This is a genomic window from Micromonospora tulbaghiae, assembly GCF_900091605.1.
In the GTDB taxonomy this organism is placed as follows: domain Bacteria; phylum Actinomycetota; class Actinomycetes; order Mycobacteriales; family Micromonosporaceae; genus Micromonospora; species Micromonospora tulbaghiae.
In genome coordinates, this window is record NZ_FMCQ01000003.1 from 687,440 (window position 1) to 713,175 (window position 25,736).

Here is a 25,736-nt window from a genome sequence, read left to right on the forward strand (position 1 = left end):
CGGCAGGGGAGGACCGACCGGTGACCACCGTCGAACAACCGCTGGACGTGCTGCTCAGCGACGGCACGACCGTCCAGCTGCGACAGATCCGTCCGGAGGACGCGCCCGAGATCGTGGCCATGCACGGCCGTTTCTCGGAGCGCACCCGATACCTGCGGTACTTCTCGCCGTACCCGCGTATCCCGGAACGCGACCTGAAGCGTTTCGTCAACGTCGACCACCGCGACCGGGAGGCGTTCGTGGTGCTGGCCGGCGAGCAGATCGTCGCGGTCGGCCGGTACGAGCGCCTCGGCCCCGCCTCACCGGAGGCCGAGGTGGCGTTCGTGGTCGAGGACGCCTACCAGGGCCGGGGCATCGGCTCGGTGCTGCTGGAGCACCTGGCCGACGCGGCCGGACGCAACGGCATCGTGCACTTCGTCGCCGAGGTGCTGCCCGCGAACGGCACCATGCTGCGCGTCTTCGCCGACTTCGGCTACCAGGTCCAGCGCCAGTACGCCGACGGCGTGGTGCACCTGAGCTTCCCGATCGCGCCCACCGAGGCGACGCTTGCGGTGCAGCGCGGCCGGGAGCACCGCACCGAGGCCCGGTCGATCGCCCGGCTGCTCGCGCCGCGCGGCATCGCCGTTTACGGCGCCAGCACCACCGGCCAGGGCGTCGGCGCGGCGTTGCTCGGGCACCTGCGCGACGGCGGCTTCGCCGGGGCGATCGTGCCGGTGCACCCGAGCGCGTCGACGGTGGCGGGGCTGTCCGCGTACCCGTCGGCGGCCGACGCCGGGCAGGACGTCGACCTGGCGGTGGTGGCGGTCCCGCCGGACTCGGTGACCGACGTGGTCCGGGACGCGGCCCGCGCGGGCGCGCACGGCCTGGTGGTGATCTCGGCCGGGTTCGCCGAGTCCGGCCCGGCCGGCGCGGCGGCGCAGCGCGCGCTGGTCCGCGCCGCGCACCTGGCCGGCATGCGGGTGGTCGGCCCGAACTGCCTCGGCGTGGCCAACACCGACCCGGCGGTACGCCTCAACGCCACGCTCGCGCCGGTGCTGCCCGCGGCGGGGCGGGTCGGCGTGTTCAGCCAGTCCGGCGCCTTCGGGGTGGCGCTGCTGGCCGAGGCGTCCCGGCGCGGGCTCGGCCTGTCCAGCTTCGTCTCGGCCGGCAACCGCGCCGACGTGTCCGGCAACGACCTGTTGCAGTACTGGCAGGACGATCCGGCGACCGACGTCATTACGCTCTACCTGGAGACGTTCGGCAACCCGCGCAAGTTCGCCCGGCTGGCCCGGCGCATCGGCCGCAGCAAGCCGGTGGTGGCGCTCGCCTCGCTGGCCCGGCCGCCGGGGGTGGGGGAGGCGCCCGCGCTGGACGCGGCCGCGGTGAGCGCGTTGTTCGCCCAGTCCGGGGTGATCCGGGTGGACACCGTGTCCGAGTTGCTCGACGTGGGTGTGCTGCTGGCCCACCAGCCGCTGCCGGCCGGGCGGCGGGTGGCGGTGGTGGGCAACTCGTCGGCGCTGACCGGGCTGGCCGCTACCGCCTGCGCCGCCCAGGGACTGGCCGTTGCCGACGGCTACCCGCAGGACGTCGGGCCGAGCGCCGGGGCCGCCGCGTACGCCGCCGCGCTCGGCGAGGCGGTCGCCGACGAGCGGGTGGACGCCGTGGTGGCCGTGTTCGCTCCGCCGTTGCCGGGCCAGCTCGCCGATCCGGTGGCCGACTTCGCGGCGGCGCTGCCCGACGCGCGGGTCACCGGTAAGCCGGTGGTGGCGACGTTCCTGGCCGGGCTGGTGCCGGCCGGGGTGCCGGCGTACCCGAGCGTGGAGGAGGCGGTGCGCGCGCTGGGCCGGGTGACCGCGTACGCGGACTGGCTCCGCCGGCCGGCCGGTGTGCTGCCGGAACTGGCCGACGTGGACCGGGCGGCGGGGCACGCCGCGCTGCGGCCCGACGGCGCCGACTCGGCGGCGTTGCTGCGCGCGTACGGGATCGACGTGGTGGACTCGGTGCCGGCCCGCTCGGCCGAGGAAGCGGCGGCGGTGGGGGAGCGGCTCGGCTGGCCGGTGGCGCTCAAGGCCGCCGCCCCCGGGCTGCGGCACCGCCTCGACCTGGGCGCGGTACGCCTCGACCTGGCCGACGCCGCCGCGCTGCGCCGCGCGTACGCCGAGATGGCGCCGGTGTTCGGCGCGGAGGTGCTGGTCCAGCCGATGGTCGCGCCGGGCGTGGCGTGCGTGGTGGAGCTGGTGGAGGATCCGGCGTTCGGGCCGGTGGTCGGGTTCGGGCTGGGTGGCGTGGCGACCGAGCTGCTCGGCGACCGGGCCTGGCGGGCGGTCCCGCTCACCGACCGGGACGCCGCCGAGCTGGTCGACGAGCCCCGCGCGGCGCCGCTGCTGCACGGGCACCGGGGCGCCGCACCGGTGGACCGGGCGGCCCTGGTCGACCTGCTGGTGCGGGTCGGCCGACTCGCCGACGAGCAGCCGCGGGTGCGGTCGCTCACGCTCAACCCGGTGCTGGCCCGGCCGGACGGCATCTCGGTGCTGCACGCCACGGTTCGCACCGGTGCCGAGGCCGCCCGCCCGGACACCGGCCCGCGAAGGTTGTAGACCTCAGCCGCGCTCGGAGATCTGCTGCACCGCCCACTCGTTGCCGTCCGGGTCGCGGAAGAAGACGAAGCCGACGTTGTCCAGCGGGTGCGGCACCGGGCGCGGGTTCTGGCCCATCACCTGGATCTCGCTCACCTCGACGCCCCGCTCGACCAGTTCGGCGTGCGCCCGCTCCAGGTCGGGCACGACGAGTTGCAGGCCCTTGAGGGAGCCCGGCGGCATCTCCGGTACGACGCCCCGGCCGAGGACGATCGAGCACCGGGAGCCCGGGGGAGTCAGTTGGACGATCCGCCCCGCGCCGCCCAGATCCGTGTCGTGGTCGAGGGCGAAGCCGAGCCGCTGCGCGTAGAACTCCTTGGCCCGGTCCAGGTCGGAGACCGGTACGACCACCACTTCCAGCGTCCAGTTCACGTTGTCGCTCCTGTCGTCGAATCGGTGTGCAGCGCTGCCGCGAGCCGGTCGAACGCCTCGTTCAGGCCGCGGGTCATCGGATAGCGCAGGACCGTGTCGCGGCCCTGCGCGGTGGCGTACCGCAGGTGGGTGACGACCGTGGTCCGGTCCGCCGAACCGGTGAAGTCGTGACGCACCAGCGTCTCGCCCGGATAGGACTGGTCGTCGAACAGCTCGGTGCAGACCAGCCGCGCGGGCGGGTCGACCTCCCGGTACGTGCCGCCCTGGGCCATCAGGTCGCCGTCCGGCCCTCGGGAGACGAACCGCCAGTGCCCGCCGACCCGCAGGTCCACCTCGCACTCGACCAGGTGCCAGCCCCGCGCGCCCCACCAGCGGACCAGCAGCTCGGGGCGGGTGAAGGCGGCGAACACGAGACGGCGCGGGGCGGCGAAGTCGCGGCTGAGCCGGATCTCCCGGTCGCCGTGCAGCGTGACGGTCAGGCCGGTCACCGCTGCTCCCCGGCGGTCAGGTCGGCGAGCACCTCGTCCAGCCGCGCGTAGCTCTCCGCCCAGTAGCCCCGGTAGTCCGCCAGCCACGCGACGGCCTCCCGCAGCGGCCGGGCGTCGAGCCGGCAGGGGCGGCGCTGGGCGTCCCGGCCCCGGGTGACCAGGCCGGCGCGTTCGAGCACCTTCAGGTGCTTGGAGACGGCCGGCTGGCTCATCGCGAACGGCTCGGCCAGCTCGGTGACCGTCGCCTCACCGGCGGCCAGCCGGGTGAGGATGGCCCGCCGGGTGGGGTCGGCGAGCGCGGCGAAGGTGGCGTCGAGCAGATCCGCGGACACGTTCATAACCTCCTGGTTGTGTAACCATTCGGTTCTACACGGCGGGAGCGCCCGGGTCAAGCGCGACAGGCCCCGGCGAACCGCCGGGGCCTGTCGGGGTAGAGGTGGATCAGCAGGCGTACGCCTCCAGCCGGTTGGCACGCTCCGGGTCGCGCAGCTTGAGCAGCGTGACCTTCTCGATCTGCCGAATCCGCTCCCGGGACAGGCCGAACTCGCGGCCCACCTCGTCCAGCGTGCGCTGCCGGCCGTCGTCCAGCCCGAAGCGCAGCCGGATCACCGCCTGCTCCCGCTGGGACAGCGTGGCCAGCACGATGCGGACCTCGTTGCGCAGCTCGCCGTTCGTGGCGGCGTCGCCCGGCTCGGCGCGCGGGTCGACAGCGGCGACGAAGTCGCCGAGCGCGCTCTCGCCGTCCTCGCCGACGGCCTGGTCCAGGCTGACCGGCTCCCGGTCGTAGGAGATCAGCTCGATCACCTGGAACTCCGGGATCTCCAGCGCCTTGGCGACCTCGCTCACGGTGGGCTCGCGGCCCAGCGACACCGACAGCTCGCGGCGCACCCGGACCATCCGGTTGACCTGCTCGACCATGTGCACGGGGATGCGGATGGTGCGGGCCTGGTCGGCCATGGCGCGGGTGATGGCCTGGCGGATCCACCAGGTGGCGTAGGTGGAGAACTTGTAGCCCTTGGTGTAGTCGAACTTCTCGACGGCGCGGATGAGGCCGAGGTTGCCTTCCTGGATGAGGTCGAGGAAGGCCATGCCGCGACCGGTGTAGCGCTTGGCGATGCTCACCACCAGCCGCAGGTTGGCCTCCAGCAGGTGGTCCTTGGCGGCGCGGCCCTCGGCCGCGATCAACGCCAGGTCCGCGCGCAGCTCGGCGGAGACGGGGGTGCAGGTGGCCAGCTTCTCCTCGGCGAAGAGGCCGGCCTCGATCCGCTTGCTCAGCTCGACCTCCTGCGCCGCGGTGAGCAGCTTGGTGCGGCCGATGCCGTTCAGGTACGCCCGGACCAGGTCGGTGGAGACGCCGCGCTCGTCGGTGGCGTCGAGGTCCGTGAGGGTGACGTCCATGTCCTGGTGCTCGATCATCTGCTGGGTCATCTCTGTTCTCCCCGTGTCCGACGTGCCTACCGGTCCCGTGCCGCCCACGCGGTGGTGGCCGATGACAAACAGCTTGGCGGTCGGGGCGTGAGACGGGAGTGAGGCGATCGGAGACCCGACAGGAATCCTCGCGGGAATCCGGCATCCGCTTGCCCGGCGCGGTTACCGTGCCACCGACCGGCCGTCGGAGCCGGCCCGGCACTGATGATCGGAGAACGTGGTGGTCTTCAAGCGGCTCATGCAGGCGATGGGTGTGGGCGGACCGTCGGTCGAGACGGTGCTGGCCAACCCGAACTGTCGCCCGGGCGGCGTTCTGGAGGGCCGGATCCAGGTGGTCGGTGGCGACCACCCGGTGGACGTGAGCTACGTCGCACTCGGTCTGGTCACGCGGGTCGAGGTGGAGAGCTCCGATTCGGAGTACGACGTCAACCAGGAGTTCGGCCGGGCCCAGATGACCGGCCCGTTCCGGCTGGAGCCGGGGCAGCGTCACGACGTGCCGTTCCGCTACCAGGTGCCGTGGGAGACGCCGCTGACCGACCTGTACGGCCAGCACCTGCACGGCATGACGATGGGTCTGCGTACCGAGCTGGAGGTGGCCCGGGCGATGGACAAGGGCGACCTGGACCCGGTCGCGGTGCACCCGCTGCCGGCCCACGAGCGGCTGCTGGAGGCACTGCTACGGCTGGGCTTCCGCTTCGCGCGCGCCGACGTCGAGCGTGGACACATCTACGGCCTGCACCAGCAGTTGCCCTTCTACCAGGAGATCGAGTTCTACCCGGCGCCGCAGTACGCGGGCGCGATGAACCAGCTGGAGGTCACCTTCGTGACCGATCCGCGTCAGATCCACGTGGTGCTGGAGCTGGACAAGCGGGGCGGCCTGTTCACCGAGGGCCGCGACGCGTTCGGCCGGTTCACAGTGGACCACGCGACGGCGGACCGCACGGACTGGGCCGCCCAGCTCGACGGCTGGCTGCGTCAGTCGCTGTCCCGCCGGGGGTTGTTCTTCTGATCCTCTTCAGAGGTCCAGCACGAGGGTCCGGGGACCGACGTTGACGCTCTCCACCAGCATGTGGGCGCGGAAACGGCCGGTCTCCACCTTCGCGCCCCGGGCGCGCAGCTGTTCGACCACGGCGTCCACCAGGGGCTCGGCCACCTCGGCCGGCGCGGCGGCGGTCCAGCTCGGCCGCCGGCCCTTGCGGGCGTCGCCGTAGAGCGTGAACTGGCTGACCACGAGCAGCGGCGCCCCGACGTCGGCGGCGCTGCGCTCGTCGTCGAGGATCCGCAGCTCGTGCAGCTTGCGGGCCATGGTGGCGGCCACCTGCGGGGTGTCGGTGTGGGTGACGCCGAGCAGCACCAGCAGCCCGTCGGCGATCTCACCGGTCACCTCGTCGTCGACTGTCACCCGGGCCCGGCCGACGGTCTGCACCACCGCCCGCATCAGTCGGTCACCGGCTCGACGATGCCGCGCTCGACCAGGTGCGCCACGATCGGCCCGGCCGCCTCGGCCGCCTCGGCCAGCTCGTCCGGTGCCACGTCGTGCGCGGCGGCCAGCAGGGCGAGCTGGTCGCGCAGCGCCAGCCGGCCGTCGGCGCCGCCGACCAGGGCGAGCACCAGCGGGTCGATCTCCTCCGACCAGCGCAGCCCGCGTAGCATGGCCAGGACCTGCCGGTCGACGGCCCAGCCGTCGTCGCCCATGGTGGCCTCCTGCCGCAGCTGGAGCCCGTCGGCGGCGCGGTAGCGGGCGGCGAGCAGGCCCTCGGTGTCCCGGGCGCGCAGCCAGTCCTGCCGGGCGAACCACTCGCCGATCCGGTCGCCCAGCGGCGGCTCGACCCGCTGGCGCAGGTCCTCCACCCGGACCACCGGCTGGTCCTGGCCGGAGCGGCGCAGCGAGACGATGCCGAAGCCGATCGCCTCGACCTTGTGCGCGTCGAACCAGTCCAGCCAGGCCGCCATCCGCTGCGGGTCGGCGCTCTCGCCGACGTCGGTGAGCCAGAGGTTCACGTACGCCATCGGGTCGGCCACCTCGCGCTGGATCACCCAGGCGTCCAGGCCGGTGCCGGCGAACCAGCCGGTGACCCGCTCGGCCCAGTCCTCGCCGGTGACGTGCACCCAGTTCGCCAGGTACTGCATGGTGCCGCCCTCGGTGAGCAGGCCCGGCGCGGCGGCGGCCAGCTCCGCGCCGATCGCGTCGCCGACCCGGCCGGAGTCGCGGTAGACGTGCGTGGTGGTGCCCGGGCCGACCACGAACGGCGGGTTGCTGACCACGAGGTCGAAGCGGCGCCCGGCCACCGGTGCGACCATGTCGCCGCGCAGCAGCTCCCAGTCCTGCCCGTTGAGCGCGGCGGTGGTGGCGGCGAACCGCAGCGCCCGCTCGGAGACGTCGGTGGCGGTGACCCGGCGGGCGTGGGTGCCCAGGTGCAGCGCCTGGACACCGGAGCCGGTGCCGAGGTCGAGCGCGGTGTCCACGGTCGGGCGTACGGTGGCCGAGATCAGCGTCTGGGTGGCGCCGCCGATGCCCAGCACGTGCTCGGCGTGCAGCGGTCGCCCGGGCCGGGCGCTGGCCGGCACGTCGGCGAGCACCCACCACTCGTCGCCGTACGGCTCCAGGTCGACCCCGGCACGCAGGCCGTCGCCGTGCCGCTCCACGATGCCCCCGGCCAGCGCCTCGTCCACTGCGAGCGGGGCCAGCGCGGCGGCCACCGCCGCCTCCGGCTCGGTCTGGTCGCAGATGAACACCCGGATCAGCGTGGCCAGCCGGTCCCGGTCCTCGGTGGCGCGCAGCGCGGCCCGGTAGTCGTTGCGGGCCACCGCGCCGGTGGCCTGCGGGCCCAGGCGGTCGGCGATCCCGTTGGCGGTGAAGCGGGCGAGCGTCAGCGCGGTGCGCAGCGCGTCGACCCCGGCGGGGGAGAGCAGCATGTCGTGACGGTCCACGTGCTCATCCTGCCCCGGGCGCCGTCCGGCGTGGCGCGGCACCCGCCGAATCCATAATGTCGACCGCATCTATCGGCGGCTATCTCTTTCATGTTTATCGATCTCTGGCTAGCATTCCTGCCAACATCCGTCGATGGGGCGATCCGGCCACAAACCGGGCCGCCCGGTAGGGAGCCAGACGATGCCCGACGTGTCCCTTCCCCGGCGGCGCGCGCTGCGTGCGCTCGCCGTCACGGCCGCCGCCGCGGCCTTCGCCGCCGCCGCCTCCACGCCCGCTCTCGCCGCGCCCACCGGGGAGATCCGGTACGCCGGCGCCGCCGACGCCGTCAGCGGCAGCTACGTGGTCGTGCTCAAGGGCGACGCGGTCGGCACCGCGAACACCCTCGCCGCCCGTACCGCCGTGCCGGACCGGGCCGCCGGCCTGGCCAAGCGCTACGGCGGCAACGTCGGCACGGTGTGGAGCTCCGCTCTCACCGGCTACAGCGCGAAGATGACGCCCGCCCAGGCCCGCCGGCTCGCCGCCGACCCGGCCGTCAAGTACGTCGAGCAGGACCGCGTCATGACCACCCAGGGCACCCAGACCGGCGCCACCTGGGGCCTCGACCGGATCGACCAGCGCAACCTGCCGCTGAACAGCACCTACACCTACCCGAACACCGCCAGCAACGTGCGCGCCTACATCATCGACACGGGCATCCGCACCACGCACAGCGACTTCGGCGGCCGGGCCACCTGGGGCACCAACACGGTCGACACCAACAACACCGACTGCAACGGCCACGGCACGCACGTCGCCGGCACCGTCGGCGGCACCAAGTACGGCGTGGCCAAGAGCGTGCGCCTGGTGGCCGTCAAGGTGCTCAACTGCTCCGGCAGCGGCACCACCGCCGGCGTGATCAGCGGCGTCAACTGGGTCACCTCGAACGCGGTGAAGCCGGCCGTGGCGAACATGAGCCTCGGCGGCGGCGCCAGCACCACGCTGGACAACGCGGTGGCCAACTCGATCAACTCCGGCATCACGTACGCGCTCGCGGCCGGCAACTCCAGCGCCAACGCGTGCAACTCGTCGCCGGCCCGGGTCGCCTCGGCGATCACTGTGGGTGCCACCACCAGCACCGACGCCCGTGCCTCCTACTCGAACTACGGCTCCTGCGTGGACATCTTCGCCCCGGGCTCGTCGATCACCTCGGCGTGGCGGACCAGCGACACCGCCACCAACTCGATCAGCGGCACCTCGATGGCGTCCCCGCACGTGGCCGGCGCGGCGGCGCTCGTGCTGTCCGCGAACACCTCCTACACCCCGGCTCAGGTGGCCAGCTACCTGACCAGCAACGCCACCACCGGCAAGGTGACCAGCCCGGGCTCGGGCTCGCCGAACCGGCTGCTCTTCGTCGTCAACTGACGACACGGGTGACCTGACCACACCGTGGGCCGCGGCCCGGTGGACCTCGCAGAGGTTCGCCGGGCCGCGGCACGTCGTCGGGGAGCCGGCGCCCGCGACCGCCGGGCGGGACGGCACTATGGTCCTCATGACGCTCTCCCTGCCCATCGACCCGCAGGCGAACGAATTGCTGGCGCGCAGCCCGCTGGCCCTGCTCCTCGGCATGGTGCTGGACCAGCAGGTGCCGATGGAGAAGGCGTTCTCCTCCCCGCACGTGCTGGCGCAGCGGCTCGGCCACGAGCCGGACGCCGCGGAACTGGCCGGGTACGACCCGGAGGCGCTCGTGGAGATCTTCGCCCGGCCGCCCGCGCTGCACCGCTTCCCCAAGGCGATGGCGGCCCGCGTGCAGGAGGTGTGCCGGGCGCTCGTCGAGCGTTACGACGGCGACCCGGCCCGGCTCTGGTCCGACGTGACCGACGGCCGGGAACTGCTGCGCCGGGTGGGCGAGCTGCCCGGGTTCGGCCGGCAGAAGGCGCAGATCTTCGTCGCGCTGCTCGGCAAGCGGTTCGGGATCACCCCGGACGGCTGGCGCGAGGCGGCCGGTGACTACGGCGACGCGGACGCCCACCGGTCGGTCGCGGACGTGACCGATCCGGAGTCGCTGCGCCGGGTACGCGAGTTCAAGCAGCGGATGAAGGCGGAGGCGAAGGCCGCGAAGGGCTGATCCGCCGCGCGCCGCCGCAACCGGCCCGCCGCCGCTGTCGTTTGTTGCCAGGACGGGGGACGGGGGCGGACGATGACCGAGCAGCGGGGCGGGGCGCTGCTGCGTACCGCGTCCAGTCCCGGGCGGGCCACCTTCCTGGAGCTCTTTTTCGACCTGGTCTTCGTGTTCGCGCTGACCCGGGTCTCGCAGCGCCTGATCAACGGCATCGACGGCTCCGCCGGCGCGGTGGCCGCCGACGTGGGCAAGACCCTGCTGCTGTTCCTGGTGCTCTGGCAGGTCTGGACGATCACCACCTGGGTCACCAGCCGCTACGAGCCGGAGCGCGCCGTCATCCAGGTCGTCGTGGTCGGCACCATGTTCGGCAGCCTGGTGCTGGGCGTGACGCTGCCCCGTGCCCTGGAGGAGCGGGCGCTGCCGTTCGCGCTCGCGTACGTGGTGGTGATGGTCGGCCGGCCGCTGCTGATCGCGGCGGCGTTGCGCGGCCACCCGCGGCGTCTGGTCCCGGTGCGGCTGGCCGCCTGGGCGGTGGCCAGCGCCCCGCTGTGGATCGCCGGCGCGCTGCTGCCCGGTCCCCGCCTGGCGCTGTGGGTCGCCGCGCTGGCGGTGGACCACCTCGGCACCTTGCTGGGCTGGCCGCTGCCGTGGATCGGGGCGTCGCCCATCCGGCAGTGGCTCGTCGCCGGGGAGCACCTCGCCGAGCGCTACCAGCAGATCTTCCTCATCGCGCTCGGCGAGTCGATCCTGGTGATCGGCGTGACCTACAGCGGGAAGGAGTTCTCCGGCGACGCGGCGGTGGCGTTCGCCATCTCGTTCGTGATCACGGCGTTGCTCTGGCGCATCTACTTCTACCGGGCCGGTCACCTGCTGGCGGAGGCGCTGCGGATGGCCGGCACGCCGGGACGGCTGGCCGAGTCGGCGGCGCAGACCCATCTGTTCATGGTGCTCGGCGTGCTCAGCGCCGCTGTCGGCTACGAGCTGGTCATCGCCCACCCGTACGACACGGCCCGGCCGAGCTGGCTGGTCTTCGTGGTGGGTGGCCCGGCGCTGTTCCTGGCCGCCCGGTCCCGGTTCGAGTACGAGATCTTCGGCCGGGTGTCCCGCCCCCGGCTGGCCGGGCTGCTGGTCCTGGTGCTGCTCCTGCCCGTGCTGGCGGCCGTGCCGGCGATGTTCGCGCTCGGCGCGGTGGCCCTCGTGCTGGCGCTCGTCGCGTTCGCCGACGCCCGCCGGGCCTGGCACCGGCCGCCGGAGCCCTCCGCCTCGCCGATCGGGCGGGAGACGCTCGGCGAGGCCGGCCCGGAGGCGTGAGCGGTCAGGCGGCGTGAGCGGTCAGGCGGCGGTCGGGCGGGACAGCGACGCCAGCGCGCGGCGTACGTCGGCCAGCGAGACGGTGGCGGAGTCGTCCAGGTCGGCCAGGCCGGCCTCGATCCACTGCCGCATCAGCGTGGTCACCCCGATGCCGCGCGCGTCGGCGGCGGCGCGGACCCGCTCGTACGTCTCCAGCGGGAGCCGGACCGACCGGCTGACCATCGGCACGTCGGTGTCGGGGGTGGGCAGCTGCGCCGGTGACGTGTCGTCGATCAGGTCGGCGAACGCGTCGCCTCCGGCGTGGAACCGCTTGGTCGCCTCGTCACGGTGCATCGTGACCGCCTCCTCGTCGGCGTGAGTTCCGCACCGCCTCGTCGTAGCGCTTGGCCTCGACGTCGCTCAGTTCGCGGGCGGAGAGGATGTCCCAGTCGTTGTCGGTGCCGTCGGCCTCGGCCAGCAGCACGGCGAGCCGCCGGCCGCGGTGGTCGGTGGCGTAGACCACCATGACGTCGTCCCCGAGGTGGCGGATGACCCGGCGGTTGCTGTGCAGGGCCTCCCAGACTTCCCCGGGTGTGACGTCGTAGACCCGCAGGTTCGCCAGCGCCTCGTCGGTGAAGCTGAACCGGTTGGCCACGGGCGAAGCGTACCACGCACGTAACACGCACCCGCCTGTCACGATTTTCGCCGATCATCCGTCCGGAGTGACAGGATGGCCCTATCCCCTCGTAGGAGGTCCGTGGTGAAGCGTCAGGCGTACCAGCCGATACTGATCACCGACGCCCCGCGCAGCCAGGACGACCAGCTCAACAGCCGACAGAAGCGTTACGTGCTGATGATGGCCATCCGGGTCGCGTGTCTGGTGGCCGGCGCGATCCTGGTCGGCGCGAAGGCCCCGCTGCTCTGGCTCTGGCTGCCGCTGTGCGCGCTCGGCATGGTGCTCGTGCCCTGGCTGGCGGTGCTGCTGGCGAACGACCGGCCGCCCAAGGAGGAGCACCGCCTGGCGAACCGGTTCCAGAACCGGCGCCGCGAGGAGCCCGCGCCCACGGCCCTCACCGCCGAGGAGAACCCGCACAAGATCATCGACGCCGAGCCCTGACCGGCCCGGGCGGAGCGCCGCCCGGACCGGCCGCCGGCGTCAGGGAGCCGGACGGGCGCCCACGGTCGTCACGGCGAGCGCGCCCAGGTCACCGGCCCGGGCCAGCGCGGCACGCGGGTCGGCGCCGGCCAGCCACGCGGTGAGCAGCCCGGCCGCGAACGCGTCCCCGGCGCCGGTCACGTCCACCACGTCCACCCCTGGCGCGGGCGCGAACTCCACCACACCGCCGCGCTCCACCCACACCGCGCCAGCCGCGCCGCGCTTGACCACCACGCGGTGCGCCACCGCTGTCAGCGCCCGCGCCTGCGCCGCCGGGTCCAGCCCGCCGGCCAGCACCGTCGCCTCGTCCGTGTTGACAAGCAGCAGGTCGACGTCGCGTACCCAGGTCAGGAACGCCCCGCCGACGCGCCGCAGCGGCGCCGCGGACGCCGCGTCGACGCTGACGGTCAGCCCGCGCTCGCGGGCCGTGGCCAGCGCGCGCAGGCCGGCGCCGCGCGACCCGACGTCCAACAGGGTGTACGCGGACAGGTGCAGATGCCCGGCGTCGGGCGCGGCGGTCAGCGCCGCGTCCACGTGCCCGGCGGTCAGCCGCAGGTTCGCGCCCCGCTGGCTGATCATCGTGCGCTCCCCGTCGTGGGCGAGCACGATGACGGTGCCGGTCGGGTAGCCCTCGTGCCGCTCGACCGCGCAGTCGACACCGATCCGGGTCAGCTCGGCCACCCGCTCCCGGCCGGTCTCGTCGTCGCCGACGGCGGCGACGAGCGTCACCGCCGCGCCCTGCCCGGCGAGCCAGGCGGCGGTGTTCGCCGCCTGCCCGCCGCCGCTGAACCGGATCCCGGCCGCGGTGTCCGAGCCGGTCGCGAGCGGTCCGGAGAGCACCGCGAGCACGTCGGTGATCACGTCGCCGACGACGACGATGCGCGGCGTCGCGCTCACGGGGTGCGAGGGGTCGCCGCGGCGACCGCGATCCGGGCCGCGAGGTCGGCGTTGCGCAGGATGATCCGGACGTTCACGGCCAGGCTCGCGCCCTCGGTCGCGGCGTGGAAGTGCGACAGCAGGAACGGGGTGACGGCCTTGCCGGTGATCCCCTCGCGGGCCAGCGCCGCCAGTCCTTCGGTGAGCGTGCGGTCGTGCAGCGCCGGGTCGAGCTGCTCGTCGGCGGGCAGCGGGTTGGCCACCACCAGCCCGCCGTGGTGCACGCCGTGCGCCGTGCGCGCGGCCAGCACGTCGGCCACCTGCTCCGGGGACTCGACCGACCAGTCCAGGTCGAAGCCCGCGTCGGTGAGGTAGAAGCCGGGGAAGCGGCGGGTGCGGTAGCCGACCACGCCCACCCCGAGCGTCTCCAGCCGCTCCAGCGTGGCGCCCACGTCGAGGATCGACTTCACCCCGGCGCAGACCACAGCGATCGGCGTCCGGGCCAGCGTGACCAGGTCGGCCGACTCGTCGAACGTCTGCGCCGCCTCGCGGTGCACGCCGCCGAGCCCGCCGGTGGCGAACACGCCGATCCCGGCCGCCGCCGCGACCGCGCTCGTGGCCGCGACCGTGGTGGCGCCGTCCGCGCCTGTCGCCGCAGCCGGGGCCAGGTCGCGGACCGAGAGCTTGCTCACGCCGTCGACGGTGGCGAGCCGGGTGAGCTGGGCGTCGTCCAGCCCGACCCGCAGCTCACCGGCGACCATGCCGACGGTGGCCGGCACCGCCCCCGCGTCCCGTACCGCCTGCTCGATCTCGCGCGCCACGCGCAGGTTGTCCGGCCGGGGCAGCCCGTGCGAGACGATCGTGCTCTCCAACGCCACGACCGGGCGGCCGTCCCGCAGGGCGTCGGCCACCTCACTACCGAGACTGATGTGAAATTTGGTCACGTCGGTTACCGTACGGGCCGCATCCTGCCGGGGCCCAGGTGGACCGGGGCGGACCGACCTGCAAAACTGGAACGCCGGAGGTGTAGTCGTGAGTACAGAGATTCTCGAGCGTCCCGAGCTGAAGGACGCGGACACTGGTCCGGAGATGTTCCACTACGTCCGCAAGGAGAAGATCGCCGAGAGTGCCGTGATGGGCACCTACGTGGTCGCGCTCTGCGGCGAGACGTTCCCGGTCACCAAGGCGGCCAAGCCTGGTTCCCCGGTCTGCCCGAAGTGCAAGGAGATCTACGACTCGTACCGCGAGTGATCCCGGGCGGCTCCGCGGCCCGCGCACGTAACCTGCGGCGGTGACCACCTCCACCGCCCTCCTCCTCGCCGACCTCACCGGCGTGGCGGTCTTCGCCGCCTCCGGCGCCTCCGCGGCGGTGGCGAAACGGCTCGACCTGTTCGGGGTCGTCTTCGTCGGCATGGTCGCCGCACTCGGCGGCGGCATCTTCCGCGACCTGGCGATCGACGAGGTTCCCCCGCTGGCGTTCGCCGACTGGCGCTACGCCGCCACCGCCTCCCTCACCGCCGCCGCCGTGTTCTGGCTGCACCCCCAGCTCGCCCGGCTGCGCACCACGGTGCTGGTGCTGGACGCCGCCGGCCTCGGCCTGTTCACGGTCACCGGCACGCTCAAGGCCCTCGACGCCGCCGTGCCGCCGGTCGGCGCCTGCATGATCGGCATGCTCACCGCGATCGGCGGCGGGCTGGGCCGTGACCTGCTCACCGGCGAGATCCCGGTGGTGCTGCGCCGGGAGATCTACGCCCTCGCCGCGCTCGCCGGGGCGGTAACGGTGGCGCTGCTGTCGGCGTGCGGGCAGGCGACCGCCGTGCCGCTCACCGCCGCCGTCCTGCTCGTGTTCGGGCTGCGCCTGATCGCGCTGCGCCGGCGCTGGTCCGCGCCGGTGGCGACGCTGCGGCCGCCGCGCACCGGCACCCGGGGACCACTGGCCTGACCCGCCGCACGCCGGGGTGGGCGGATGTGACAGGCGTGGCGTCGAGTGGGGCGTACGGCCCGCGCTGGTTATGCTGAGTCCGCCTTCGCGGCACCGGATGCGCGAGGGCGTTTTCATGGGCGGCGGCTCCCGTGGCCCCGGTCGGGCCCGCCGCCGTCCGCGGCGGAGAGGAGCTACGCGTGCCACCGCGGATGCCGACGCTCGACACGTTCCCGCCCCTGCGCGCCTGGCAACGCAAGGCGCTCGTGGAATACCTGCGCCGCCGCACCGATGACTTCACAGCGGTCGCCACGCCCGGCGCCGGTAAGACCACGTTCGCGCTGCGCATCGCCGCCGAGCTGCTCGCCGACGGCACCGTCGAGGCGGTCACCGTGGTCGCGCCGACCGAGCACCTGAAGACCCAGTGGGCGCAGGCCGCCGCCCGGGTCGGCATCCAGCTCGACGCCGCGTTCCGCAACGCCGACCTGCACTCCGCCGCCGACTTCCACGGCGCGGTGGTCACCTACGCCCAGGTCGGCATGGCGCCGCAGGTGCACCGGCGGCGCACCATGACCCGCCGCACGCTGGTCATCCTCGACGAGATCCACCACGCCGGTGACTCGCGCACCTGGGGCGACGGTGTGAAGGCGGCGTTCGAGCCCGCGGTACGCCGGCTGATGCTCACCGGCACGCCGTTCCGCTCCGACGACAACCCGATCCCGTTCGTCAGCTACGAGCGCGGAGGCGACGGGCTGCTGCGCTCCCGCGCCGACTCGGTCTACGGCTACTCCGACGCGCTGCGCGAGGGCGTGGTCCGCCCGGTGCTGTTCCTGGCGTACTCGGGGGAGACCCGGTGGCGCACCAACGCCGGGGAGGAACTGGCCGCCCGCCTCGGCGAGCCGATGACGCAGGACCTGATCGCCCAGGCGTGGCGTACCGCGCTGGACCCGGCCGGCGACTGGATGCCGCAGGTGCTGCGCGCCGCCGACGCCCGGCTCAGCGTGCTGCGCGCCAACGGCATGCCTGACGCGGGCGGCCTGGTCATCGCCAGCGATCAGCAGGTGGCCCGCTCGTACGCGAAGCTGCTGGAGCAGGTGACCGGTGAGAAGGCCGCCGTGGTGCTCTCCGACGACCAGGGCGCGTCCGCGCGGATCGCGACGTTCGCCGCCTCGCAGCAACGGTGGCTGGTCGCGGTGCGGATGGTGTCCGAGGGCGTCGACATCCCCCGGCTGGCAGTCGGCGTGTACGCGACGAGTGCCAGCACCCCGCTGTACTTCGCGCAGGCGATCGGCCGGTTCGTCCGGGCCCGCCGGGCCGGCGAGACCGCGTCGGTGTTCCTGCCCAGCGTGCCGCACCTGCTCGGGCTCGCCAGCGAGATGGAGGCCGAGCGGGACCACGTGCTCGGCAAGCCGAAGGACCGCGAGGGCTTCGACGACGACCTGCTGGAGCGCGCCCAGCGCGACGACGGCGCGAGCGGGGAGCTGGAGAAGCGTTTCGCCGCCCTCTCCGCGACCGCCGAGCTGGACCAGGTGATCTTCGACGGCGCGTCGTTCGGCACCGCCGCCCAGGCCGGTACGCCGGAGGAGGAGGAGTACCTCGGCCTGCCCGGGTTGCTCACCGCCGACCAGGTCTCGCTGCTGCTCACCAAGCGGCAGGCCGAACAGCTCGCCGCGCAGAAGCGCCGGGCCGCCCAGCGGACCGCTGAGCCGGCCGCTGCGGCCCCGGCGGCGGCGCCCCCACCGATGAGTGCCGCCCAGCGCCGGGTGGCGCTACGGCGGCAGCTGAACGCCCTGGTGGCCGCCCGGCACCACCACACCGGCCAGCCGCACGGCAAGATCCACGCCGAACTGCGCCGGATCTGCGGCGGCCCGCCCAGCGCGCAGGCCACGATCGAGCAGCTCGAGGAGCGCATCGCCACCGTGCAGACCCTCTGACGGTCCGGCTGGGCACGGGTCGACCGGGCACGAAAAACCGGCCGGAGGCTCCCCTTGCGGGTGCCTCCGGCCGGTCATGTCGGGTTATGGACTTCCTGTCGGACCTCAGTTCGCCATCAGATCGGCGCCACGCCAGCTGAACTCCGGGTCCGACGCGTAGCGCACGGTGATCTTCACGAGATCCTCCGCGTACTTGTTCGCGTGGTGCCCACAGAACACCAGCTCGCTCCCACCCGCCAGAGTGATCCGGAGCTTGCCGGCAGCATTGCAGCGGTCGCACCGTTCATCGGCGGCCGGGGGGCTCACCGTCTCGGGCGGCGGCGTGAGGGTCGGGGTCATCGCCTTCCTCCTCTGGTCGTCACCGATGAACACTCTCTTCGGTTGCTCACCTATCGTGCAACACCCATCTCGGGCCCTGCCTTCCCTGTGTGCCCGCGGGGGACCGAGGTCACACCTGGCGTGGAGGACAGTGTGCCGTGCACCAAGGGTGCCACGTCAACGATCACAAACAGGCAACCGACCGATCACCAAAGAGTGTTGTACGGCTGGTGATCAAACCGGCACGATTTGTTGACGTGCGCGGTCAGTCCAGGTAGTCGCGGAGCACCTGGGAACGCGAGGGGTGCCGCAACTTGGACATGGTCTTGGATTCGATCTGCCGGATGCGTTCCCGGGTCACGCCGTACACCTGGCCGATCTCGTCCAGGGTGCGCGGCTGGCCGTCGGTGAGGCCGAAACGTAGCCGCACCACGCCCGCCTCACGCTCGGACAGCGTCTGGAGGACCTGCTGGAGCTGGTCCTGGAGCAGCGAGAACGACACCGCGTCGACCGCGACGACCGCCTCGGAGTCCTCGATGAAGTCGCCGAGCTGGCTGTCACCCTCGTCGCCGATGGTCTGGTCGAGCGAGATGGGCTCCCGGGCGTACTGCTGGATCTCCAGCACCTTCTCCGGTGTGATGTCCATCTCCTTGGCCAGCTCCTCCGGGGTGGGCTCGCGGCCCAGGTCCTGGAGCAGCTCGCGCTGGATCCGGCCGAGCTTGTTGATCACCTCGACCATGTGCACGGGGATGCGGATGGTGCGGGCCTGGTCGGCCATGGCGCGGGTGATGGCCTGGCGGATCCACCAGGTGGCGTAGGTGGAGAACTTGTAGCCCTTGGTGTAGTCGAACTTCTCGACGGCGCGGATGAGGCCGAGGTTGCCTTCCTGGATGAGGTCGAGGAAGGCCATGCCGCGACCGGTGTAGCGCTTGGCCAGCGAGACCACCAGGCGAAGGTTGGCCTCCAGCAGGTGGTTCTTGGCCCGCTCGCCGTCCCGGGAGATCCACATCAGGTCGCGCTGGAGGTCGCGGACCAGCTTCTCCTCGCCCTCGTCGGCGGCGCGCAGCCGCTCGGCGGCGTACAGGCCGGCCTCGATCCGCTTGGCCAGCTCGACCTCCTGCTCGGCGTTGAGCAGCGGCACCTTGCCGATCTGCTTCAGGTACGCCCGCACGGAGTCGGCGGAGGCGGTCAGCTCGGCGTCCCGGCGCGCCTGCTTGAGCGCCTCGGACTCCTCGTCGTCCCACTCGAAGTCGTTGTCGGTGGCGGAACTGGCCGCGTCGGCCTCGGCGGCCCGGGTCAGCTCGGCCGGCTCCTCGACCACCACGTCCTCGATCGCGGCGGCCAGCTCCTCCGGGTCGATCTCACCGTCGGGGCCCTCGGCCTTGCCGCCGGCCTTGGCCGGCTTGGCCGCGGCGGTCTTCGCCGCCACCGTGGCCTTGGTGGCGCGGGTCGCCTTCGTGGCCTTCGCCGGGGCCGCGGCCTTGGCCACGTCGGCGGTGGTGGCCTTGCGCGCGGTCGCCTTCCGGGGGGCCGGGGCGGGCGACTCGTCGGCGGCGGGCGCCTGCTTCGGGGCGGGCGCGGCGGCCTTCTTGGTGGTCTTGGCGGTGGTGGCGCGGGAGGCGGGGGTGGCGGACCGGGCGGCGGCGACGCGGCGGCGGGTGCTCGCCGAGCCGTCCACCACCACCGTCACGCCCGCCTCGGAGAGCGCGCGGAGGATCTTCTTGGCCTGGGCCGGGGTCACCTCAGCGGACTCGACGGTGCGCGCGAGCTGGGCCGACGTGAGCTGGCCGCCGGCGCTCTGCGCGTGGGCGATCAGGGTGTCGGTGAGCGAGCGAACGTCGGCGCCGGTCTGGCGGGGATCTGTCACGAAGACCTTCCGGAGGCGAAAGAGCGAGCACGGCCGGGTCGTCCGGCGCAGCATGGGACGGCCGCGCCGGGCGAGTCGTTGAGGACCCCCGTGTCCCGGGCCGTCCGGTCGCTGGCGGTCCGTGGCGCGTGGGCAGGGTGAATTGTAACGCCGTCTGCCGCGATCATCCCGCGCCGCACGGCGGACCTGCGGTCCGGGACCGCAGATTCGGCGCAGATGTGGACTTTGTAAGGATGATACCCGCGCACGAGACGGCCGCTCCCGATCGTGCCGGAAGGGGAGAGACATGATCACCTCGACGCCCACGGCGCGGGAGTTGCTCACGATCGCTGTCGACGTGGCCCGGGAGGCCGCCGCCACCGCGCACCGGATGCGGGTCGAGGGCGTCTCGGTGGCCGCGACCAAGAGCACGGTCACCGACGTGGTCACCGCCGCCGACCGGGCGGTGGAGCGGCAGGTGGTCGCCGCGCTGCGGCAGCGGCGGCCCGGCGACGCGGTGCTGGGCGAGGAGTACGGCGCGGGCGAGAGCGGGCCCGCCGACCCCGACGGCGTGCGCTGGATCCTCGACCCGATCGACGGGACCGTGAACTACCTGTACGGACTGCCGTACTGCGCCGTCTCGCTGGCCGCCGAGGTGGCCGGTGAGGTGGTCGCCGGGGTGGTCCGCAACGTCGTCACCGGCGAGGAGTGGACCGCGACGCTGGGCGGCGGCGCCTGGCGCGACGGGCAGCGGCTGCACGGCTCCACCGCGACCGACCTCGGGCAGGCGCTCGTCGCCACCGGGTTCGGCTACGACGCCGGCCGCCGGGCCCACCAGGCGCGGGTGGTGACCGAGCTGATCCCGCACATCCGGGACATCCGCCGGATGGGCGCCGCCGCGCTCGACCTCTGTCTGGCTGCCGAGGGGCGGGTGGACGCGTACTACGAGAAGGGTCTGGCCGACTGGGACCTGGCCGCCGGCGGGCTGGTCGCCCGCGAGGCCGGGCTGCTGGTGACCGGCCTGTCCGGCCGCCCGCCCGGCCCGGACCTGGTGCTCGCCGCGCCGCCGGCACTGCACGGGCCGCTGCACGACCGGCTGGTCGACCTGGACGCCTCCGGAGGGCCGTGACGGCGCCGCACACGCGACAGGGCGGCCTCCCCGGAGGGAGACCGCCCTGTGCCGTCGTCGCGTCCGCCGCCTACTTCTCGATCGGCATCGGGCAGGTCTCGGGCGGCGCCTGCGGCGCGCCCAGATCGCCGAGCGACTGGTTGACCTCGGTGGTGGTGGCGAGCTGCTGGAACTGGTTGCCCAGCACCACGTCGACCACGTCGTCCTTGCGATTCGCGTCGAACTTCTGGTCGGCCTCGTTGAGGAAGTACGCGCGCAGCAGGTGCGCCGAGCCGACGGCCTTGGGCCCGAACCGCAACTGGGCCACGCCGTCGAACGCCTTGGCCTCGTTGCCGACCTTCTTGACCTGGAACTTGCGGTTGCGGAAGTCGTCCGCGACGCTGCCGGCCCGGCCGGCCTCGTCGGTGGCGTTGTAGACGTTGATCTTGACGTCCTTCTGTTCCCGCAGTCGCAGGTCGACCAGCGGCCAGCCGTCCGGGCAGGCGGCCGCCGTACCGGCTGTGCCCTGACTGTCCTTCACCACGGCGATGACCACGAAGACCAGGGCGACGACCGCCAGCAGTCCGACGACAACGAGTGCCCGCACTCGCGCAAAACTCATCCTGGGCGCTCCCCGGACAGTGATTGGGTGGTGGCGGGCGACGCGGTCGGGCCGCGACCTGTCGGCCGTCCAGTACGCCGCTGAGGTTAACGCTTGTCCGGCTCAGGCGTGGAAACAGTCCGACATACCGGCGCGCCACGCGGTGAACCGGTAGGACTACCCCTATCTTCGTGTCGCCTGAGTCACATTGGGAACAACTTCGGGCGCAGAGGCGTACATCTCTCCGGCAAGGGCGGTATACATGCCTCGCCCACAGGGGGGGTAAGGTTCCGCGCTCACCGGGGGCATTTCGCACCGGCGAGCCCGGCCCACCGCTCGTCGGGTCGGGTGCCCGACAGAGATGGTGGCCGGTCAGGGGAACCGAAACGGCGTCGTCCGGCGTTACAACCGGCAGCGACAATATCGATATTGGAGAGTGAAACCGATGGCCACCGACTACGACGCCCCGCGTCGCGACGAGGTCGACCTCGGCGAGGACAGCCTGGAAGAGCTCAAGGCCCGGCGGGTCGACTCACAGTCGGGCGCCGTGGACGTCGACGAGGCCGAGGTGGCCGAGAGCTTCGAGCTGCCCGGCGCCGATCTGGCCGACGAGGAGCTCACGGTCAAGGTCCTCCCGATGCAGCAGGACGAGTTCCGGTGCGCCCGCTGCTTCCTGGTCCACCACCGCAGCCAGCTGGCGGTCGAGCGCAACGGCGACCTGATCTGCCGCGAGTGCGTCTGATCCCGAGAGAGGACACCAGCGGCGGCCTCATCGACGGGGCCGCCGCTGTTCGAGCCGCCGCCGTGCGCGCGCGGCCGATTGCTGCTTGACTCGTTACGGGCGGCTGCCACGCCGCGCGAAGCGGGAGGGCGGACGGGTGAGCGAGCGCAGCGAGGGGACCGGCGCCGACCGGACCCCGGCTCCAGCGGCGAGGCCGGCACCGACCGGGCCGGACGTGACAGCGGCAGGACCGGCCGGCGCGGGCACGACACCCGATCCGACCGGCCCGGACACCGACGAGCTGGGCGCCACCGTCGCCGCTCTGACCGCCGACGACATCGCCCCGGCCCGCCGGCGGCAACTGCTGACCCGGCTGGTCGGGCAGGCCCGCGCCCGTGGGATCACCGACCTGTTCAAGCCCCGCGCCGCGGTGCGCTGGATGACCGACACGGTCGCCGAGGTCGCCCCGCACGTGCCGATCCGCGACCTCGCCACGCTGCGGCGGCACTTCCCCGGCCTGGACGACGACGCGCTCGCCGACCGGCTGGTGCGTAACGCGTCCCGCGCCACCGCCGGGGTCGGCGCGGCCGGCGGCGGGGTGGCCGCGGTCGAGTGGGCGGTGACGCCCACCCTGCTCTCCGCACCCGTCCTGCTGGCCGCCGAAACGGTGGCCGTGGTGGCGATCGAGCTGAAGCTGATCGGCGAGCTGCACGAGGTCCACCGGGTACCGCTGCCGGTCGGCGGCACCGGCCGTGCCGTGGCGCTCGTGCAGTCCTGGGCCACCCAGCGGGGGGTCAACCCGATGATGCCGGGCGTCGGGGTGAGCGCGGTGCTCGGCACCGCCGCCCGCCGTGAACTGCGGGACAGCCTGATGCGCCGCTTCGGGCGCAACCTCACCACGCTCGGGCCGTTCCTGACCGGCGCCGCCGTGGCCGGCTACCTCAACCGCCGGGCCACCCGCGCGCTCGGCGAGCAACTGCGCAAGGACCTGCGGCGCACCGCGCGTGCCCTGCCGGAGGCGCCGTCCTGACCGACCGCGCCGGGACCGGGCGAGGGCAGGTCAGGCCGCGCCGGACCGTCAGCCCGCGTCGCGGGCGGCCAGCAGGGCGGTCGCCAGCTGGACCGGGTGCCGCGTGCTGACCACCCAGAACGGCGTCGGGTCGGCCGGGTCGTCCAGCACCACCTGCACGGCGCCGCCGATCCACGGGCGCTGCACCACGAAGGCGAGCGGGTCGGAGCCGACGCCGAGCACCTCGCGCCGGCCGGCCGCGTCCAGCGGCACCACGTCCGCGACGTACCGCACCGGCAGGTGGGCGTCGTCCACCCGCAGCTCGCCGTCGCGCACCTCGACCCGGATCCGGCCCAGCCACCACAGGGCGGCCGCCGCGGCGGGGATCAGCAGCACGAACGGCAGCCACGCGCGCACCCCGGTCGCGCCCATCCAGAGCTCGACCGCGAGCAGACCGGCAGTGGCCAGCCCGAGCGGCCACGCCCACCAGGGCAGCCCGAGGCGCTCCGCGTACGGCCCGGCGGTGGCCGTCGGGGCGGCCGGAGATGACGACTGACGCACACAGACGAGGGTACGGCGCGCCGGCGGCCCGGCAACCGGCAGGATGGCAGGGGCACCCCGCAGGACCGGACGGAAGAGGATGACCGTGACAGACGTCGTACCCGTGGCTGTACGGCTGCTCGACCCGGAGCTGCCACTGCCGGCGTACGCCCATCCCGGCGACGCCGGTGCGGACCTGGTGGCCGCCGCCGACGTCGAGCTGCCGCCCGGCGGCCGGGCCCTGGTGCCCACCGGCGTGGCGGTGGCGCTGCCGGACGGCTACGTCGGGTTGGTGCACCCGCGATCCGGACTTGCGGCCAGACTCGGCGTGACGGTGCTCAACGCGCCCGGTACGGTCGACGCCGGCTACCGGGGTGAGATCCTGGTCAACCTGATCAACCACGACCGGGACACACCGGCGAAGATCAGCCGGGGTGACCGCATCGCGCAGCTCGTGGTCCAGCGGGTCGCGCGGGCCGAGTTCCGGCCGGTGGCCGAGCTGCCCGGGTCCCGGCGTGGCACCGGCGGACACGGGTCCACCGGCGGGCACGCCGGGCTGGTCCCGGCGCCGTCCGGCGGGCAGAGCGAAGAGGTGGCAGGGTGAGTGTGAACAGCGGAGGGTGGGCGCAGTGATCTTCTCCCGGAAGCGGGCCGACGAGGCGCGTGACAATGGGATCCTCGACGCCGAGGAGACCCCGTCGGCGCCGGACCGCGGCCCGTACGACGTCAGCGAGGCCCCCGACGCGCCTCGCCTCGACCTTGGCAGCCTGCAGATCCCGGCGGTGCCGGACGTCGAGGTACGGGTCCAGGCCGACCCGCAGGGCGTGATCCAGCAGGTCGTGCTGGTGCACGGGCAGAACGCGCTCCAGCTCGGCGTCTTCGCCGCGCCCCGCTCCGACGGCATCTGGGACGAGGTGCGTGAGGAGATCCGCCAGTCGCTGGTCGACGACGGCGCGACCGCCCAGGAGGCCCAGGGGGAGTACGGGCCCGAGCTGCGCGCCCGGGTGCGTACCCCGGACGGGCCGACCGACCTGCGGTTCGTCGGCATCGACGGCCCGCGCTGGATGGTGCGCGGCGTCTTCCAGGGCGCGGCCGCCACCGACCCGGCCGCCGCCGGCCCGCTCACGGCCTGCCTGGACGGCCTGGTCGTCGACCGCGGCCAGGAGGCCAAGCCGGTGCGCGAGCCGCTGCCGCTGCGGCTGCCCCGCGAGGTCGCCGAGCAGCAGGCCGCCGACTCGCAGGAGGTCTGATCCACACGTGCCCGGGCCCGGCGTCGTTCGGCGCCGGGCCCGCGGCGTGCCCGGTCCCGGGCGGCGGTACGCGGCACGCCGCTCCCGTCGGCGGGCCGCTGCGCGTACGCTGGCGGGACGGTTCCGCTGCCCGCGGGGCCCCGCTGTGGAGAGGGTGACGCGGAGGTCATGACGACCGACGAGAGCCGGGGGTCGCTGCGGCGGCTCCTGCACCGGCTCACCGCGAGCGAGGCCGAGATCGAGGCTCAGGAGCTGCGCCGGGAGAGCGCCGAGTCCGGCGGCACGCCCGCCCACCAGTGCAACAGGGGTCAGGTGGTGTCGGTGGCCGGGCGGTTGCGTACCGTCGTCTACACGCCCCGCACGAACCTGCCCACGCTGGAAGCCGACCTCTACGACGGCAACGACGTGGTGACCCTGGTCTGGCTGGGCCGCCGGCACATCGCCGGGATCGAGCCGGGCCGGCACCTGAGCGCGCGCGGCCGGGTGGCGGTGCGCGACGACCGCAAGGTGATCTACAACCCGTACTACGAGCTGGAGTCGCCGAAGTGACGACCGGACAGCAGCACACCCCGTCGGGCCTCGGCCCGCAGGACGAGGAGCGGCTGCCCAGCCTCGCCGAGCAGATGGCCGACCAGCTCGGCGGATGGCGCGGGCTGGTCGAGTCGAGCATCCCGGTGGTGGTCTTCGTGGTCGCCAACGTGATCGGCGAGCTGCGCCCCGCCGTGTACGCCTCGGTGGCGGTGGCGCTGCTGATCGCCGGGCTGCGGCTGGCCCAGCGCAAGCCGGTGCGGCACGCGGTCAACGGGCTGTTCGGCGTCGGTATCGGCGCGCTGCTGGCGCTGCGCACCGGTGACGAGCGCGACTTCTACCTGCCGGGGATCCTCTACGGGATCGGATACGGCCTGGCGCTGCTGCTGTCGGCCGCGATCCGGCAGCCGCTGGTCGGCTGGATCTGGTCGGTGCTGGTGGCCAAGGGCCGCTCCGAGTGGCGCGACGACCCCAAGCTGGTGCGTACCTTCACCCAGCTCACCGTGCTCTGGGGCGTGGTGTGGCTGGCCAAGGTGGGCGTACAGGCCGGGCTCTACCTGGCCCACCAGGACACCGCCCTCGGCGTGGCGCGGCTCGCCCTGGGCTACCCGCCGTACGCGCTGCTGCTGCTGATCACGGTGTGGGTGGTGCGCCGGGTCACCCGGGAGACCGCACCCACCCCGCTGCCCGGCTCCTGACGCCGCC

Annotated in this window: 30 protein-coding genes; 16 read left to right on the top strand and 14 right to left on the bottom strand. The window is 73.6% G+C overall.

All coding sequences use genetic code 11. The features are described 5' to 3' along the window. The first annotated feature begins 20 nt into the window (after window positions 1-20). On the top strand, window positions 21-2,576 hold the full coding sequence (locus GA0070562_RS12140; RefSeq protein WP_091419926.1) for a bifunctional acetate--CoA ligase family protein/GNAT family N-acetyltransferase: 2,556 nt from the start codon (window positions 21-23) through the stop codon (window positions 2,574-2,576). A gap of 3 nt (window positions 2,577-2,579) precedes the next feature. Here the strand turns inward: GA0070562_RS12140 and GA0070562_RS12145 are convergent, their stop codons facing one another. From GA0070562_RS12145 to sigB, 4 genes are all read right to left on the bottom strand, one after another. Next, window positions 2,580-2,987, bottom strand: a complete 408-nt coding sequence (locus GA0070562_RS12145; protein WP_091419929.1) for a VOC family protein — start codon at window positions 2,985-2,987, stop codon at window positions 2,580-2,582. Further along, a complete protein-coding gene (locus GA0070562_RS12150) occupies window positions 2,984-3,475 on the bottom strand; it encodes an SRPBCC family protein (protein ID WP_091419932.1) in 492 nt (163 codons plus the stop codon). Before GA0070562_RS12150 ends, GA0070562_RS12145 begins: the two co-directional genes overlap by 4 nt. Beyond that, complete coding sequence (locus GA0070562_RS12155) at window positions 3,472-3,807, bottom strand: ArsR/SmtB family transcription factor (RefSeq protein WP_091420255.1); 336 nt, start codon at window positions 3,805-3,807, stop codon at window positions 3,472-3,474. The genes GA0070562_RS12150 and GA0070562_RS12155 overlap by 4 nt, the downstream gene beginning before the upstream one ends. 109 nt (window positions 3,808-3,916) lie before the next feature. Beyond that, entirely contained in the window at window positions 3,917-4,903 is a 987-nt protein-coding gene (sigB, locus tag GA0070562_RS12160) for an RNA polymerase sigma factor SigB (RefSeq protein ID WP_091419934.1), read from the bottom strand. A gap of 220 nt (window positions 4,904-5,123) precedes the next feature. Between sigB and GA0070562_RS12165 the strand changes: the two genes are divergently transcribed. After that, window positions 5,124-5,912 (top strand): sporulation protein, encoded by a 789-nt coding sequence (locus tag GA0070562_RS12165; RefSeq protein ID WP_091420258.1) that lies wholly within the window; start codon window positions 5,124-5,126, stop codon window positions 5,910-5,912. Window positions 5,913-5,918: 6 nt separating this feature from the next. On the opposite strand, the gene dtd is transcribed toward GA0070562_RS12165, so the two are convergent. Together dtd and GA0070562_RS12175 are read right to left on the bottom strand one after the other, a co-directional pair. Further along, window positions 5,919-6,341: a D-aminoacyl-tRNA deacylase gene (gene dtd / locus GA0070562_RS12170; RefSeq protein WP_013474500.1), complete on the bottom strand. Its 423-nt coding sequence runs from the start codon at window positions 6,339-6,341 to the stop codon at window positions 5,919-5,921. Continuing rightward, on the bottom strand, window positions 6,341-7,834 hold the full coding sequence (locus GA0070562_RS12175; RefSeq protein ID WP_175438705.1) for a DUF7782 domain-containing protein: 1,494 nt from the start codon (window positions 7,832-7,834) through the stop codon (window positions 6,341-6,343). Before GA0070562_RS12175 ends, dtd begins: the two co-directional genes overlap by 1 nt. A 181-nt stretch (window positions 7,835-8,015) precedes the next feature. On the opposite strand from GA0070562_RS12175, the gene GA0070562_RS12180 reads away from it, so the two are divergent. From GA0070562_RS12180 to GA0070562_RS12190, 3 genes are all read left to right on the top strand, one after another. Then, entirely contained in the window at window positions 8,016-9,236 is a 1,221-nt protein-coding gene (locus GA0070562_RS12180; RefSeq protein WP_091419936.1) for a S8 family peptidase, read from the top strand. Window positions 9,237-9,354: 118 nt separating this feature from the next. Further along, complete coding sequence (locus GA0070562_RS12185; protein ID WP_091419938.1) at window positions 9,355-9,939, top strand: HhH-GPD-type base excision DNA repair protein; 585 nt, start codon at window positions 9,355-9,357, stop codon at window positions 9,937-9,939. 72 nt (window positions 9,940-10,011) lie between these two features. Further along, complete coding sequence (locus GA0070562_RS12190; RefSeq protein ID WP_091419941.1) at window positions 10,012-11,244, top strand: low temperature requirement protein A; 1,233 nt, start codon at window positions 10,012-10,014, stop codon at window positions 11,242-11,244. 21 nt (window positions 11,245-11,265) lie between these two features. Here GA0070562_RS12190 and GA0070562_RS12195 read toward each other — a convergent pair whose 3' ends face one another. Both GA0070562_RS12195 and GA0070562_RS12200 read right to left on the bottom strand, forming a co-directional pair. Next, window positions 11,266-11,577, bottom strand: coding sequence for a hypothetical protein (locus GA0070562_RS12195; RefSeq protein ID WP_013284778.1), 312 nt, complete (start codon window positions 11,575-11,577; stop codon window positions 11,266-11,268). Then, a complete protein-coding gene (locus GA0070562_RS12200) occupies window positions 11,567-11,878 on the bottom strand; it encodes a hypothetical protein (protein ID WP_216932656.1) in 312 nt (103 codons plus the stop codon). The genes GA0070562_RS12195 and GA0070562_RS12200 overlap by 11 nt, the downstream gene beginning before the upstream one ends. Window positions 11,879-11,983: 105 nt before the next feature. On the opposite strand from GA0070562_RS12200, the gene GA0070562_RS12205 reads away from it, so the two are divergent. Continuing rightward, the gene (locus tag GA0070562_RS12205) at window positions 11,984-12,340 is read left to right on the top strand and encodes a DUF3099 domain-containing protein (RefSeq protein ID WP_013284780.1); all 357 of its coding nucleotides are present in this window, start codon (window positions 11,984-11,986) and stop codon (window positions 12,338-12,340) included. A gap of 39 nt (window positions 12,341-12,379) precedes the next feature. On the opposite strand, the gene GA0070562_RS12210 is transcribed toward GA0070562_RS12205, so the two are convergent. Both GA0070562_RS12210 and GA0070562_RS12215 read right to left on the bottom strand, forming a co-directional pair. After that, window positions 12,380-13,276: a carbohydrate kinase family protein gene (locus GA0070562_RS12210; protein ID WP_091419946.1), complete on the bottom strand. Its 897-nt coding sequence runs from the start codon at window positions 13,274-13,276 to the stop codon at window positions 12,380-12,382. Then, the gene (locus tag GA0070562_RS12215; RefSeq protein WP_091419948.1) at window positions 13,273-14,199 is read right to left on the bottom strand and encodes a pseudouridine-5'-phosphate glycosidase; all 927 of its coding nucleotides are present in this window, start codon (window positions 14,197-14,199) and stop codon (window positions 13,273-13,275) included. The genes GA0070562_RS12210 and GA0070562_RS12215 overlap by 4 nt, the downstream gene beginning before the upstream one ends. An 88-nt stretch (window positions 14,200-14,287) precedes the next feature. Here GA0070562_RS12215 and GA0070562_RS12220 point away from each other — a divergent pair, with 88 nt between their 5' ends. The 3 genes from GA0070562_RS12220 (at window position 14,288) to GA0070562_RS12230 (ending at window position 17,110) form a co-directional block, all read left to right on the top strand. Continuing rightward, entirely contained in the window at window positions 14,288-14,506 is a 219-nt protein-coding gene (locus GA0070562_RS12220) for a DUF3039 domain-containing protein (RefSeq protein WP_091419950.1), read from the top strand. Window positions 14,507-14,546: 40 nt separating this feature from the next. Continuing rightward, window positions 14,547-15,197 (top strand): trimeric intracellular cation channel family protein, encoded by a 651-nt coding sequence (locus tag GA0070562_RS12225; protein WP_091419953.1) that lies wholly within the window; start codon window positions 14,547-14,549, stop codon window positions 15,195-15,197. Window positions 15,198-15,376: 179 nt separating this feature from the next. Further along, window positions 15,377-17,110 (top strand): DEAD/DEAH box helicase, encoded by a 1,734-nt coding sequence (locus GA0070562_RS12230; protein ID WP_091420262.1) that lies wholly within the window; start codon window positions 15,377-15,379, stop codon window positions 17,108-17,110. 105 nt (window positions 17,111-17,215) lie between these two features. Here GA0070562_RS12230 and GA0070562_RS12235 read toward each other — a convergent pair whose 3' ends face one another. Both GA0070562_RS12235 and GA0070562_RS12240 read right to left on the bottom strand, forming a co-directional pair. Then, a complete protein-coding gene (locus GA0070562_RS12235) occupies window positions 17,216-17,449 on the bottom strand; it encodes a DUF7455 domain-containing protein (protein WP_013284786.1) in 234 nt (77 codons plus the stop codon). Window positions 17,450-17,693: 244 nt separating this feature from the next. Beyond that, window positions 17,694-19,295 (bottom strand): RNA polymerase sigma factor, encoded by a 1,602-nt coding sequence (locus tag GA0070562_RS12240; RefSeq protein WP_091420265.1) that lies wholly within the window; start codon window positions 19,293-19,295, stop codon window positions 17,694-17,696. 286 nt (window positions 19,296-19,581) lie between these two features. Between GA0070562_RS12240 and GA0070562_RS12245 the strand changes: the two genes are divergently transcribed. Continuing rightward, window positions 19,582-20,403 (top strand): inositol monophosphatase family protein, encoded by an 822-nt coding sequence (locus tag GA0070562_RS12245; protein WP_091419956.1) that lies wholly within the window; start codon window positions 19,582-19,584, stop codon window positions 20,401-20,403. A gap of 70 nt (window positions 20,404-20,473) precedes the next feature. Here the strand turns inward: GA0070562_RS12245 and GA0070562_RS12250 are convergent, their stop codons facing one another. Then, the gene (locus GA0070562_RS12250; RefSeq protein ID WP_175438727.1) at window positions 20,474-20,989 is read right to left on the bottom strand and encodes a LytR C-terminal domain-containing protein; all 516 of its coding nucleotides are present in this window, start codon (window positions 20,987-20,989) and stop codon (window positions 20,474-20,476) included. 439 nt (window positions 20,990-21,428) lie between these two features. On the opposite strand from GA0070562_RS12250, the gene GA0070562_RS12255 reads away from it, so the two are divergent. Both GA0070562_RS12255 and GA0070562_RS12260 read left to right on the top strand, forming a co-directional pair. Then, entirely contained in the window at window positions 21,429-21,725 is a 297-nt protein-coding gene (locus GA0070562_RS12255; protein ID WP_013284790.1) for a DUF4193 domain-containing protein, read from the top strand. Between the two features lie 214 nt (window positions 21,726-21,939). After that, entirely contained in the window at window positions 21,940-22,734 is a 795-nt protein-coding gene (locus GA0070562_RS12260; protein ID WP_091419960.1) for a hypothetical protein, read from the top strand. 48 nt (window positions 22,735-22,782) lie between these two features. On the opposite strand, the gene GA0070562_RS12265 is transcribed toward GA0070562_RS12260, so the two are convergent. Then, window positions 22,783-23,274, bottom strand: a complete 492-nt coding sequence (locus tag GA0070562_RS12265) for a DUF3093 domain-containing protein (RefSeq protein WP_091419962.1) — start codon at window positions 23,272-23,274, stop codon at window positions 22,783-22,785. Window positions 23,275-23,359: 85 nt separating this feature from the next. Here GA0070562_RS12265 and dut point away from each other — a divergent pair, with 85 nt between their 5' ends. The 4 genes from dut (at window position 23,360) to GA0070562_RS12285 (ending at window position 25,729) form a co-directional block, all read left to right on the top strand. Next, window positions 23,360-23,857: a dUTP diphosphatase gene (dut, locus tag GA0070562_RS12270; protein ID WP_175438728.1), complete on the top strand. Its 498-nt coding sequence runs from the start codon at window positions 23,360-23,362 to the stop codon at window positions 23,855-23,857. 25 nt (window positions 23,858-23,882) lie between these two features. Then, complete coding sequence (locus tag GA0070562_RS12275) at window positions 23,883-24,503, top strand: DUF3710 domain-containing protein (RefSeq protein WP_091419966.1); 621 nt, start codon at window positions 23,883-23,885, stop codon at window positions 24,501-24,503. Window positions 24,504-24,671: 168 nt separating this feature from the next. Next, window positions 24,672-25,052 (top strand): OB-fold nucleic acid binding domain-containing protein, encoded by a 381-nt coding sequence (locus GA0070562_RS12280; RefSeq protein ID WP_091419968.1) that lies wholly within the window; start codon window positions 24,672-24,674, stop codon window positions 25,050-25,052. After that, window positions 25,049-25,729 (top strand): DUF3159 domain-containing protein, encoded by a 681-nt coding sequence (locus GA0070562_RS12285; protein ID WP_091419970.1) that lies wholly within the window; start codon window positions 25,049-25,051, stop codon window positions 25,727-25,729. The genes GA0070562_RS12280 and GA0070562_RS12285 overlap by 4 nt, the downstream gene beginning before the upstream one ends. Window positions 25,730-25,736: the final 7 nt, after the last annotated feature.

Excerpts from the sequence above, each read along its gene's own strand:
- GA0070562_RS12185 (WP_091419938.1), top strand. The coding sequence starts at position 9,355 with ATGGTCCTCATGACGCTCTCCCTGCCCATCGACCCGCAGGCGAACGAA.
- GA0070562_RS12180 (WP_091419936.1), top strand. The coding sequence starts at position 8,016 with ATGCCCGACGTGTCCCTTCCCCGGCGGCGCGCGCTGCGTGCGCTCGCC.
- GA0070562_RS12280 (WP_091419968.1), top strand. The coding sequence starts at position 24,672 with ATGACGACCGACGAGAGCCGGGGGTCGCTGCGGCGGCTCCTGCACCGG.
- GA0070562_RS12195 (WP_013284778.1), bottom strand. The coding sequence starts at position 11,577 with ATGCACCGTGACGAGGCGACCAAGCGGTTCCACGCCGGAGGCGACGCG.
- GA0070562_RS12190 (WP_091419941.1), top strand. The coding sequence starts at position 10,012 with ATGACCGAGCAGCGGGGCGGGGCGCTGCTGCGTACCGCGTCCAGTCCC.
- GA0070562_RS12235 (WP_013284786.1), bottom strand. The coding sequence starts at position 17,449 with ATGACCCCGACCCTCACGCCGCCGCCCGAGACGGTGAGCCCCCCGGCC.
- dtd (WP_013474500.1), bottom strand. The coding sequence starts at position 6,341 with ATGCGGGCGGTGGTGCAGACCGTCGGCCGGGCCCGGGTGACAGTCGAC.
- GA0070562_RS12245 (WP_091419956.1), top strand. The coding sequence starts at position 19,582 with ATGATCACCTCGACGCCCACGGCGCGGGAGTTGCTCACGATCGCTGTC.
- GA0070562_RS12255 (WP_013284790.1), top strand. The coding sequence starts at position 21,429 with ATGGCCACCGACTACGACGCCCCGCGTCGCGACGAGGTCGACCTCGGC.
- sigB (WP_091419934.1), bottom strand. The coding sequence starts at position 4,903 with ATGACCCAGCAGATGATCGAGCACCAGGACATGGACGTCACCCTCACG.